This is a genomic window from Shewanella sp. S1-49-MNA-CIBAN-0167 (assembly GCF_040310145.1).
In the GTDB taxonomy this organism is placed as follows: Bacteria; Pseudomonadota; Gammaproteobacteria; order Enterobacterales; family Shewanellaceae; genus Shewanella; species Shewanella psychromarinicola.
This window is the reverse complement of record NZ_JBEOPO010000015.1, coordinates 1-13557: the sequence shown is the minus strand read 5'-3', so window position 1 is coordinate 13557 and position 13557 is coordinate 1. Positions and strand designations below refer to the sequence as shown.

Below are 13557 nucleotides of genomic sequence, written 5' to 3'. Positions count from 1 at the left end.
TCTCAAATTAGCGGGTTGCCCATGCTTACTTTAATTCAATCTAATCAGATGGAAGTGTTATCTGAACAACTGGCCAAACTATTGGCCATTCCCTTAGATAACGTCAGTTTATTAGCCAGTGAGCATGTGTTAGTTCAAAGTCCAGGAATGTCGACTTGGCTGCGCTTAGAGATTGCTAAACACAATGGTATCGCTGCCGCATTATCGTTCCCTTTGCCATCAAGTTTTACCTGGCAGTTGTGCCATGACTTGCTGCCTAATGTGCCAAAAGATAACGCCTTTACCAAAGCCGCCATGACGTGGAAATTGATGGACTTATTACCCAGTCTGTTAGATAACCCAGACTTTAGCCCACTTAAACAGTATTTATCACCTCAAGTTAATAGCACTATTGCCACATCAACTGATGTTGCTGATACAGATGTAGGTGTAGACGCGAATACTGATACCGAAGTTAATACAGCAAATACCCACGCCTTATTGCAACTCAATCAGTCACATGACGCGATTAAGCTGTTTCAATTGTGTGGCCGTATTGCCGATATTTTTGACCAATACTTAGTCTATCGCCCCGAGTGGATTTTAGCGTGGGAGCAAAACCAGCCATTATCGAGCCTAGACAATCGCCTTACATTAGATGAAAACCAACAATGGCAACCGATCCTGTGGCGGGCATTAATCGACTATAACCAACACCATTTACACGCCAGCCATTATCATCGCGCCAATTTGCATGCCGACTTAATCGCAACCTTAGCCAATCCAGACACTGACTTATCCATGCTACCCGCACGATTATACGTGTTTGGTATTTCCTCCATGCCGCCGCAAACTCTGGATGTCTTGTATCACTTGGCCAGTCGTATTGACGTTATTATGTTATCACTCAGCCCTTGCCAGCATTATTGGGGCGACATTATTGAACCCAAAACCCGCGCTCGCATGGCACTGCAATACGCCAACAAAAAACAACTCGACCAAGACTGGGAAGACAAGCTAGAAGTGGGTAACCCGATATTGGCCAATAATGGTCAAATGGGCCGTGAGCTACTCGATTTAATGCTTGGCCTACCGCCAGAACATACCGACTTTGGTTACGATTGTTATGTGGAACCCGAGCCCAACAACCTGCTACACGGGGTGCAATACGATATCCTACAAATGGAAACTCTTGGGCAACCATTAGGGCCAAATGCAGATTTATACCAAGATATTCATGCTCGCCGTGAATTATTACCCAGCGATGATTCGATTACGCTGCGCAGTTGCCACAGTGCCCTGCGAGAAGTAGAAACCTTACATGATCACCTTTTAGCGTTACTGTCTAACAATAGTGAATTAACCCCGAAAGACATCGTGATCATGATGCCCGATGTGGCCGCTTATGCCCCCTATATTGATGCGGTATTTGGCACCGCTAACAGTCAGTATTTTGCCGATAAAAACCCGCAAAAAGGCGACTACTATATTCCCTATGCCATTGCCGACCGAGGCGCGGCGCAAGAGTCACCATTAATTAATAGCTTTTTAAGCCTGTTAAACATCAATCAAAGTCGCTTTGGCCTAACGGACATTATCGGTATTTTAGAAGTGCCAGCCATTTTGCGCCGCTTCCAACTCGATGATGACGAATTGTCATTGATCCGCCGCTGGTTAGATGATGCCAATGTGCGTTGGGGACGCAGTGAACAAACTCGCAGCCAATTAGGCGTGCAACCTTTTGCACAAAACTCATGGGCATTTGGCATTAAGCGTTTAATCCTAGGTTACGCCTTTAACGACGAGGCCGACATTTACCGCGACACCTTAATGGTACAAGGCATTGAAGGTCAGTCATCACAGGCATTAGGTAAACTGCTCAACTTTTTAGAAACCATTGACCGCTATTTTACGTTATTTGCCAGCGACTTCAGTACGACTGAACGCCTCGAGCAATTACAGCAGTTACTAGCCGATTGTTACGACACCGACGATGATGAACGCGAGCAGATTCAAGCCATTCGCGACGCCTTGGTTACCCTCGACACCGAACTTGACAGTGCCGGTCATCAAGGCCAAGTGAATATCGAAGTGTTGAAACAATGGTTTAATCAACGCTTAACGGAATCCCGAGTCGGCCAACGTTATCTTGCCGGCAGCGTCAATTTTTGTACTTTAATGCCCATGCGCTCTATTCCCTTTAAGGTGGTGTGTTTGCTGGGCATGAATGACGGCGTCTATCCACGGGTACAACATCCTGTCGGGTTTGATTTAATGGCCCATTTTGGCCCTAAAAAAGGTGACCGTTCGCGCCGATTAGACGACCGATACCTGTTTTTAGAGGCGTTATTGTCAGCCAGAGAGCAACTGTATATTAGTTATATTGGCCACAGTGAACGCGATAACGCTGAGCGTATTGCGTCGATGTTAGTCTCTGAGTTAGTGGAATATTGCCAACTAAGCTACCTGCCGCAAAAAATGGTGCAGCAGCTTGAACAGCAAGCTGATATCAACCTTGATGACGCCGACAAAGCCGTATTAACCCAGCTCATTCAAGCACAACCATTACAACCTTTTGACGCTAAACTGTTTCGCGACACACAACAAACTGTCGATAGCTTAAGCAAATTACAACACAGTTTTAATGCCCAATGGTGCCCGCCACCAGCCAATGCGACCATCAATAATCACTTTTTCCAGCAAGCATTACCTTTATCGGTCGAACAAGCCGATGAGGTATTTGCCCACACTCAAATCAATAGTGAAGGGATTAAAGTGGTCGAGCTTGAGTTATCGTCATTAATCCGTTTTTATCGTAATCCGGCGCAATTTTTCTTTAACCGCAGTTTAAAAGTGGATTTGTCGCTCAATATTCAAGCCGATGACAACGACGAACCCTTCAGCTTAAATGCACTCGAGCGCTATTTACTGCAATCAAGAATGCTCGACAATGCCATTGAACACCAACTCGACAGCCCTGATAATGAGTTGCTCAGCAAGCTCAAAACCAGTGGTGAACTGCCGATGGCGCCGTTTGATGACTTGTTAATCAGCCAATATTTACGCGATATATCGCCATTGATTAATCGGGTGCAGTTTTTACAAGATCAACAAGCCATGCACACTTTACATGTGGATGTTAACTTTGATCTACTGGTGCAGGATTTACCAGCACAAGAGCATGCACCAAAGGTGCGAGTGAATCTTGTCGGGCGTATTGACGATATTTTGCCTAAAGGTTTAGTTAATTACCGCCCAGGCACAGCCCACGGACGGGATTTTATTCGAGTATACTTACGCCATTTGTGCATCAATGCTATGGCCAATTCGTCAACGTCGGGCTTAGGTAAAAATCAATTTAGTTACCTACTCGACATTGGTCATTTTCATGCCTTTGCACCAATTACTGCCGAGCAAGCCAAAGCGCAATTGATGCGCTTTATCACTGGTTTTATTCAAGGCCAAGCTCAACCCTTGTGTTTTATGCCTAAAACAGCTTTTACCTATGTTGAAACCGAAGGCGATCATGATGAAAAGCTGCTCAAAGCCCAGCAAAAATGGGATGATGGCCAAAATAAATTTGGTGAAGGCCACGATCCACATAACCAGCGGTTATTTCATTTCCCAGACGACTTTGGTGAAGCGACATTTGGCGCGTTAGCCAACCAATTGCTGCAGCCCATGTTAAGCCAATATCACAAAGATAAACTGGCGGAATTAGAACCCTTTGTCAGTGGCACAGCGGTAGACATTCAAGCGCAATTCATTTCCAGCGCAGCCCAACAAGGAGCGCAATAATGGAGCCTATTAACGTCGCACCGCTAAATGCCCTCACCTTACCTTTTTCCGGCTCCAGCTTAATTGAAGCCAGTGCGGGGACCGGCAAAACCTATACTATTTCAGGTTTATATTTACGCTTGTTACTCGGTCACGGTGAGCAATCGCCGTTAAGTTGTGAGCAAATTTTGGTAGTCACCTTCACCAACGCCGCAACCGAAGAGCTGCGAGACCGTATTCGCAAACGGATTAACTTAGCGTTTAAGCGTTTTTTAGGCTTAGCCGTTAATGATGACTTTATTGAACAACTTTACCAAGACACCTCAGAGGCTGAGCGCCCAATAGCCTTAAGACGCTTAGATTTAGCCTTAAAGTCGTTAGATGAAGCGGCTATTTTCACCATTCATGCCTTTTGCCAACGGGTGTTGTCCGACATGGCATTTGAATCATCATTGTTATTTGAGTCAGAGTTTACTCTCGATGACAGTGAGTTTTTACACCATGCGGTGCGCGATTTCTGGCGTGAAGTCTGTTATCCATTGCCACCCTTTTTGGCCCAAGCCATTAGTGATGTGTTTGCAGAACCCGATGTTTTAGCCCAAAAGCTGCGACCATTATTAGGTGCCAGCCAAGCTGTGCTATCAAAACAACCACCAGCCTTTGAAAAACTGCAACAACAGCTAAGCCAAAGCATCAGCCGCTTTACCTTACTTTGGCAAAGCCTGCACGACAACACGCTGGAATTATTACAATCGTTACCCTTAAACGGCCAACGTTTTGGTAAAGCCGCCGACGGCTACCCTAAGCTTAGCCAACTGTTTGACAGCGTGACTAACTGGGTTAAATTTGGCCAGGGATTACCGCCATTAAAAGCGCTTGAACAGTTAGCATTGTCCGAGCTAAAGCTCAACAAAGGTGGCGTGATCCCGACGGCAACTGAAGCGCCATTACTGGATCATATTGAGCGTTTACTGGAACTGATTAACGAGCTGATCCCGTCGTTTTTAGTGCGTGCCCGTGAGGGAATACGTCAGCGTTTTGCCGGCCAAAAACAGCAACGCAACTTAATGACCCCAGATGATTTGTTGCTCAGCTTAGCCATGGCGCTAAGCCAAAATCCAATCACCCTCGCCCATGCCATTGCTAAGCGGTTTCCGGTGGCGTTAATTGATGAATTCCAAGACACCGATCCACTGCAATTTACTATTTTCAATCAGGTGTATCAGCAGCCGTTAGCCTCACAACTTGAGTTAACCCCAGATACATCTGCTAAGGCTCAACAAAATGATACGCCTAAAGGTCACTTAAGCTTATTAATGATTGGCGATCCCAAACAGGCTATTTATGCTTTTCGTGGCGCTGACATTTATACCTATATTGCCGCGCGCCAACAAACTCAAGCGCATTATAATCTTGATACTAATTACCGCTCATCGACTCAGTTAGTTAATGGGGTTAATCAGTTATTCAGCCAACATGACGATCCTTTTATTAGCCAAGCCATTCCTTATGATAGTGTCAAAACACCCTCATCGGCGGCCAATAAACACCTTAGCGAAGCTAAGCCAAATCCCGCAGCACTACGGATCCGCTTATTAGCAGAAGACGATGTTAACGGCCTAAATAAAACCACCGCAAGGCAGCGCTTAGCCGCTGATGCGGCCAGTGAAATAAAGCGCTTACTCACCGAAGCACAACAAGGGTTATGTAAAGTCCATGCAAGCCTAGATCGTCCAGGCGAGCCGTTAATCGCTAAAGATATTGCTATATTAGTGCGCGACCGTAATGAAGCCGCAATAATGAAAGCCGCGTTATCAGCCCGTAAAATTGGCGCAGTATTTTTAAGCCGGGACAGTGTATTTAACACCATTGAAGCCCGTGAAATGGCGATTCTACTGTACGCATTAGCCACGCCCAAAGATGAACGCGCTATCCGCGCCGCACTCGCCACCGAACTGGTCGGTTTTAATGCCCAACGCATTCATCAATTTAATCAGAATGAAGAGCAACGTCAGCACGTATTAGATCAATTTCTACATTGGCATCAGTTGTGGCAACAGCGCGGCGTAATGCCAGCGCTGCTTAACTTTGCCAGCGAAACCCAACTGATCCACCGCTATTTGTCGCAATCATTAACCTCCGAGGCCATCGATGTTGATGACCATTACACTAGCATTGACAGTAACTTCAATGATGCTGATGAAGACAACGCAGCAGATTTAAAAGCATCGGGTGAAAGACGCTTAACCGACTTTAGGCATTTAGCCGAATTACTGCAGCAAAAAGCCACTGAACTCGATGGCAGCAGCGCGCTTATTAACTGGTACGAGCAACAACTGATTGGTAACAATGGTGGTGATGAGCAGCAACTACGCTTAGAAAGTGAACAGAACTTGGTGCAAATTGTCACCATTCATAAGAGTAAGGGCCTAGAGTATCCAGTGTGCTTTGTGCCGTTTGTCAGCTTAGCCCGTGGCAATAAAAAACGCCCAGCACCGATGATGTACCATAAAAATGAGCAGCTTATTTGGGATGTCGACGCCACCGACGAAGGCTGGGAGCAACTGAAACAAGAAACCCTCGCCGAAGATTTACGCCTGCTGTATGTGGCGTTAACTCGACCGGTTTACGTGTGTTATGTGTATATTGCCAACCAAAGCCGCCAGTTAAAGGCTGGGATCAGCAGCCAGTTGCATGAAACCGGTATCGGTTATTTATTGGGTATTACCGACAAGAAAACTGACTTTGCCCTTATTCAAGCCAGAGTGAATGCGATTGCGACCTTACCGGCGATGAGTGTGCAATGTTTAACCAGCGATATTGACGATTCAGTACTCGCAGATATCAATGATAATAATGACGCCTTAATGGCCAAAAAAGTGACTCGAGCAAAGAGCCTAGCTTGGCGGGTCGGCAGTTATTCAGGCTTAGTCAAACATTTGCCACATGAAAGAGTCGCGCCCGGCGCCGATGATGAAGATTTCAGTGATGAGTTAATTCAATTACAGTTGCAAGATGACGTTATCACCGAACCGGTACTGGATCGCTTTAGTTTCGAGCGTGGCGCCAATGCCGGTAGTTTTATGCATCTAGTGTTAGAACTGTTTGATTTCACCCAAGCCGACACAGAACTGCCACCAGCACTGGCTAAAGCCATGAAACAATATGGTTTTGATGAAACCCTTTGGCAACAACCGTTAACCACTTGGTATCAGCAAATATTAACCGCGCCGCTGTTTGACGCCGCACCATTGGCTGCTATAGATAATAGCCAAGCTCAACCCACTTCGGCGGTGACATTGAGCCAATTAGGCATGCAGCAAAAAATGGTCGAAATGGAGTTTTACTTACCGATTTCAACCTTACCGGCAGCGAAACTAAATCACCTTTTGCAGCAGCACGGTTATGTCGGCGGACTCGACTTTGACACCTTAAAAGGCATGCTAAAAGGCTTTATCGATTTAACCTTTGAACACCAAGGACAATTTTATATTGCCGATTATAAGTCCAATCATTTGGGTGATAAATATAGCGATTACACTCACTCGGCAATGGCTAAAGCCATTGATAGTCATCGCTACAATTTACAATACATCCTCTATACCTTGGCGCTGCATCGCTACTTGTCGCTCAGATTACCAGACTATAATTATCAGCAGCATATTGGCGGCTGTTATTATCTGTTTTTACGCGGTATGCATCCACAGCACCCAGGTGCTGGAGTATTTTACGACAAACCACCGCAAGCATTAATCGAACAACTCGACCGCTTATTTTCAGATCAGACAGACAATCGAGCCCCGGAGACATCATCATGTTAATGCTCAGCCACCCGATCACGCAGTTACTCGACCTTTGGCAACAGCAGCGACTCATTACTGCGCTCGATAGGCATTTTGCGCTAGAGCTGGCCAACATTGAAACCATCAATAACGACCCAAGCATTACCGAAGCACAATCGCAGCTGTTTTTACTCATTTGCGCCTTGCTCAGCCAGCAATTGTCTAATCAGCACAGTTGTTTAGTCGTTGATCAAATTGATTTAGGCAACCCCATGGCAGAAGATAGCCATCGTCACGCTGAGATCAATTGCGCTATCAAACTCAACCATCAACAATTGATTGAGCAAATATGTTTATTCGACGCTGTAGGTCAGCCGGGCGATAACACCCCGATGATTTTTGAGCATGGGCGCTTATATTTAAACAAGTACCATTTCTTTGAAACTCAAGTGGCCGCTAAGTTAACCCAACTGGCCAATCAACCGATTGACATCAACGTTAATAACAGCACCGTCGATAACACCAACCTGCCGCAACTGATCGAGTGCTTATTTACCGCAGAAAACAGCCATAACAGTCAATTTAACTGGCAAAAAATCGCCACTGCCACTGCATTAGTCAAGGCATTAGCGGTGATCACTGGCGGCCCGGGAACCGGTAAAACCACCACAGTGACTAAATTATTACTGTTACTGTTGACCCAATCGGCGCTAACAATCCGTTTGGTCGCGCCCACAGGCAAAGCAGCAGCAAGGCTGAGTGAGTCTATCAAGGCGTCAAAACAGCGTTTATTGCAAGAGCTAACCCAAGTCACCTACCCAGCATTGGCGAAGATATTAATCGATTCGCTAAAACAAATTCCAGAAGACGCCTCAACATTGCATCGATTACTGGGAGTGATCCCCAACTCGCATCAATTTAGGCATCATCAACATAATCCACTGCGGTTAGATTTATTGGTTGTCGATGAGGCATCAATGGTCGACTTACCTATGATGTATAAACTACTTAGTGCCCTGCCGCCTCATGGCCGCTTGATATTACTAGGCGACCAAGACCAATTAGCATCAGTAGAAGCTGGCGCAGTGTTAGCCGATATTTGTGTTGGCTTAAAACAACATTCTAACCAAGCAAACTCATCACCGTGGTCAATGCGCTACAGCGCAGCGCAAGCCAAACTAATTGAGCAATTAACCCAACAAGATGTTAGCCAGTTTATTGATCCACAACCTAAGATTGGTGATAGTTTATGCATGCTGATGCACAGCCATCGTTTTAAAGGCGATCGGGGGATTGGGCTATTAGCGAGTGCGGTCAATCAATCTAATGTGAATGCAATTCGCCAAGTATGGCTACAAAAACATGCCGAATTAAACTGGTTTGAGCATCAACATAACGCCCTGGGCGATAACAGCGGCAAACAAGCGTTATTGACCTTATCGGTACAAGCTTATGGTGAGTATCTAAGTTTGGTGCAAGAAAATCAGCAAAGGATAAATCAGCAGACGATGTTGGATCAAGCGGATGTACAAGACAGTGTCATAACATTGCCCCATTCAGAACAAACCATCATCGACAGCTTCAATCACTATCGGGTGTTGTGCGCCATGCGCGCGGGTGAGTTTGGTGTCGAAGGGATGAACATCGCCATCACCGACAGCCTTAAACAGACCAAACTGATTAATCCACACCATGAATTCTATTTAGGTCGACCAATCATTATTCAAAGTAACGATTACAACTTAGGCTTATTTAATGGCGATATTGGCTTAATCTTGCAAGACAGCACTAAGCCGAGTCGCTTAATGGCCCACTTTGTGATGGCTGATGGCAGCTTGCTCAAAGTATTACCGGCACGCTTACCGAGCCACGACACTTGCTATGCCATGACAGTACATAAGAGCCAAGGCAGCGAGTTTGATAAGGTCAGTTTTGTGTTACCCCATAAGCCCAGCCCAGCCCAATGGCAGTTACTCAGTAAAGAACTGCTTTACACCGCCATCACCCGCGCAAAGAACCATTTCTATTGTTTAGGCACTAACATGATATTTGAAAAAGCCAGCAAACAAGCCACATCGCGAGCATCGGGGTTAGCTTGGAGATTGTGGGGCTGATTGTGTGGAGAGCGTTTGCGGGAGTAATTTGGGGGAAGAGTAATGCTACAACGCGTGTTGTTGGGCTAACACGCAGGTTTACTATTCAGACTGGGTTTTTCGTCATACAATCAATCTTTGTAGCGGCAAGTCAAACCGAATGACGGATAACAGCACTTAGACCTACAAAAATAATGGTCGACAACTGAATGATTGAACATCGCTAATCGATTTTATATTAAGTTGATTATTCTACTGTTTATTAGTTTTTGTCGGGCTTGGCCACGATTTGACTCAATTTATTCCACTTCTATTAAAAAAGGGGCGATTTCCAACCCCTTTTTTTTCATTTTCTAACGGTTGTAGCTCGGATAAGTGTGGTTTGCAGCAAATCACGTTGATTGATTACTTTCTGCCACCCCCTTGTGTCACTTTTATGCTGGTGGTTGCGGTAACGTCGTTGTTGTTGGGGTTTGCATCATCTGCGCTAGCCACTGTGGCCGTCCAGTTAATGGTAGTAGCATAACCAAGGTCAATAATGAAGATTTGAGTGAACGACTCACTTCTGTTGGCACCTAGATCAGTGAATTCAAAAATCCATGGTGAGCCATTGATAGGGCGTCCATTTGTCTCTTCGGCGCTTACCGTAACGGTACCGGAAGCAGCGTCTGGCCCTGCATTGGCGATGGACACAATAAATTCTCTGCCCTCTTCCATGCCGTCTATCATGCGCACGGGTACCTGTAGACCGGATTCATTACTGATCGATAAGTCATAGGTGATATTGCTCGAGGCCACGCAAGATACAGGGGTGGCATAATCGAGCGGCATCGGCCAGTTGTGCATGAAATTAATCACGGCGCGAGTATCATCAGCTGATTGGGCAAACCCACCGATATTACCGCCAGTGAAACCAGCAGCAATACCCTCTCCAGTAGTTGAATCGGCCATATCGGCAACACAATGCCCATTTTCATCAAAATTATTACAGAACACCGCCTCTAGGATAGAGCCCTTTTTGATGAAGAATCGATCTAAATTATCAGGAGTGACGGCCAAATACTCGAAGAAGCCAAAGCTTGTATCGCCAAGTATATAAGCGGGTCTGGGCAGTGATTTAGTCTCACTTGAGAAGTTTTCTAAGCGAGCATACCTATAATCTCCAAAGTCCAAGAAGACTTTAGTGACAGTTTCCATATTACCTTTTACTTCTTCCCTGTAATCCTCATATAGTTTGCCAAGGATAGTGTCATCCACTTCCGTCAGACCAAATATCTGATTGAGATAGACAATCAGATCCACATTAACTTCGCCAGACTTTCCAGACGCTGTACCGATCCCCCTTGCTGCGGTGTTAAGTACATCAACACCTTCAGGTAAACCAACACCTTCAGGTAAACCAACACCTATGTCACCCGTCAGCATCAGTTGCCTGTAGATAGCTAGATTCTGTATTGGCGAGTCGATAGTGCTGGTCACTACTATTGGCGTAGTCGGATCAATGCCATTTTCGACCGTGTTAGCAACTAAACGTCCGGCGGGATCGAGAGTGACACAATCTGCGGTGGACAAGCTCACAATCACGTCGTCTAATTGAGATTCAAATACTGATGAACCCGATCTAGCAACATTTATACGACCAAAATCAACCTCCTGTGTACAGCCCGTGCATTCAGCGGCGACTGCGCAGGAGTATTGATCGATGCTACTAACAACATCTTTTCCACCTATTTTCACCGCGCAACTCGTTGGACACATAGTATCGAAGTCGTTGGACACATTAAAAGCGATGGGTTGTCTACATAATCCCCCCCAGACCTCTAAACCAGTCTCGGGATCGATTACAAGCTGTGGTTCTGTTGGGATGGGAACACCGTTTTCATCCCGATAGAGAATAACTAGCTCCTTATAGTCAGGTGTATCTCCACTTTCACCGTCACTTCCACCTCCTCCACCGCCCCTTCCACCACTGGGGGCAGCACTGATATTAGCAGTAATGATTAAGCAGGTAATCAGAAGCAGTGCAATGTAACTTTTCAAGGCAAAAATATATTTTTTCATTTTATAACTCCCTGTCATTTAGATGTATAACAACGATTTGCAAAATACGCATTGGTCCAAACTTATAAGATAATTACGTAATAATATTGTTGTTCAGGAATCATCCACTTAGTGCTGTCTGCGACCCAATGAGTTAGCGGTAATTATTAAGAATTCGCTCATACCTCTGAGATTACGGCTAAGTTAAAAATATTTGAATCTTGGCTTATAATTCTCAGAATATAATATTTACCGCACATGATAAGATTAGACTGCGTTAAACCGATAAACTAAAAAATAATACCCCAACTTGCTCAAATATTGACCAAGATCAATTTGTGTCCGGTTCGCAAGCGTATCTTGAAACTAGGGTGAAATCGCGAACGTTTTTTGAACAGTATTAGTTTGTTTAATGAGCTGCCATAGTTCATCAAGTCTTCATAGCTTGAACGATTTCTTGTTTTTTGTTTGCAGGTTAAGCGTAGCGTTCAAAAAGCAAGCTCTCATGCGATAGCCCTAACCTTGGAGTGTGTTAAATGGCGAGGGAGGTTAAAATGAATAAGATTAAGTTTGCAATGACTTTGACAGCAGCATTGATCCTATGTGCTTGTAATAGCGATGATGCTACAGACAAAGGTGAGTTGACTATCGCGATATCAGACGCACCAATGTCAGGTGTTAACGAAGTAGGCATGGTGTTAGATCAGCTTGTTGTGAAAAATCAACAAGGTGAAGAGCAGCGTATTACGTTGCAAAATCGTGAGTTTAATTTACTACAGTATCAAGGAATGGAACGTAATTTGGTGCTGAATAAATTTCAACTCAAAGCAGGTCAATATAATGATGCATATATCAGCATCGTACAAGGTGATGGTAATCAAGGCTCATATATTAATAATGCCCAAGGGCGCTTTGCTCTAGAAGCCGAAGAGGGAAAGTTACCACTTCGAAATTTCCAAGTAACCGCGAACAAGAACTTGGAAATGACAATGGAGATTAATCTCTATAAAGCGTTAACCCAGCAGCAAGATAAATTCCAATTGCGACACCGAGGCGTGTGGTCTGTCGATAATGCAGATATGGGGCATTTACGTGGTGATGTTGATGCTCAGTGGATTGCAGATTGTGAAACTACCTATGTCGATTTGGCTGACAATGGTATTTTTGAGCATCTAGCCTATCTATATCCAGCAAAAGTGACTGAATTATCCATGATGGCCGATATGGGATCGACTCCGCCTGACGGGTTAACTGAGCCGATTTCAGTGGGTCCTGTTTTTCAGGACAACCTAGGTGATTGGCACTTTACAATGGGTTACTTACCGGCTGGCGATTATCATGTGGGATATACGTGCCTAGGTCATCTTGATGATCCTGAAGCAGATAATATTACAGATGGGCCATTTGTAATATTTAAAGATGCTGGCGCAGTTACCGTCGAGGCGGGCACGACAGGGGGACATCTAAATATTATGGATTGCAAAGATTAGTGGCCTGAACCTAAGGACCTATTTATTCATGAATGGGTCCTTTTTAGTTTTAGTTTTGTCAATCCTTATAATCGTGCCACCCATTTTTCTACCCTTGAAACGTTCACCCAAAACACTAGATTAAGTAGCCCAAGACGTTACCAAAAAATGGGTTGTCGACTGCCAGCACGTCACTGGGTTACCTGCACTACTATTACCGTTCCATTTTTATCGCTATATCACCTAACAACACTCAAAACCACTAAATCAATATGATGAATTGGGCGTGCTCTCAGGGTTGATTTCACCGTAAACCTCTTCAGGATCAACATCATTAATCAACATGCCTATGCAGTTGGCTCAGTAAGAATGTATTGGCGTGTGAATTATTGCCAAATTTAACAATCTGTTAGGTAT

The 13557-nt window shown here is 44.9% G+C and carries 5 protein-coding genes; 4 read left to right on the top strand and 1 reads right to left on the bottom strand.

Annotated elements, in window-relative coordinates; translation table 11 throughout:
* Positions 1–21 precede the first annotated feature (21 nt).
* The 3 genes from recC to recD are packed head-to-tail and all read left to right on the top strand — an operon-like array spanning position 22 to position 9652.
* Complete coding sequence (gene recC / locus AAEZ00_RS08770; protein WP_351088563.1) at positions 22–3777, top strand: exodeoxyribonuclease V subunit gamma; 3756 nt, start codon at positions 22–24, stop codon at positions 3775–3777.
* On the top strand, positions 3777–7577 hold the full coding sequence (locus tag AAEZ00_RS08765; RefSeq protein ID WP_351088562.1) for a UvrD-helicase domain-containing protein: 3801 nt from the start codon (positions 3777–3779) through the stop codon (positions 7575–7577). Before recC ends, AAEZ00_RS08765 begins: the two co-directional genes overlap by 1 nt.
* The gene (gene recD, locus AAEZ00_RS08760) at positions 7571–9652 is read left to right on the top strand and encodes an exodeoxyribonuclease V subunit alpha (protein ID WP_351074774.1); all 2082 of its coding nucleotides are present in this window, start codon (positions 7571–7573) and stop codon (positions 9650–9652) included. The genes AAEZ00_RS08765 and recD overlap by 7 nt, the downstream gene beginning before the upstream one ends.
* A gap of 384 nt (positions 9653–10036) precedes the next feature.
* Here recD and AAEZ00_RS08755 read toward each other — a convergent pair whose 3' ends face one another.
* The gene (locus tag AAEZ00_RS08755; RefSeq protein ID WP_351088561.1) at positions 10037–11368 is read right to left on the bottom strand and encodes a hypothetical protein; all 1332 of its coding nucleotides are present in this window, start codon (positions 11366–11368) and stop codon (positions 10037–10039) included.
* Between the two features lie 857 nt (positions 11369–12225).
* Between AAEZ00_RS08755 and AAEZ00_RS08750 the strand changes: the two genes are divergently transcribed.
* Positions 12226–13161 carry a DUF4382 domain-containing protein gene (locus AAEZ00_RS08750; protein ID WP_157822162.1) on the top strand — a complete coding sequence of 312 codons (936 nt, stop codon included), beginning with the start codon at positions 12226–12228 and terminating at the stop codon, positions 13159–13161.
* Positions 13162–13557: the final 396 nt, after the last annotated feature.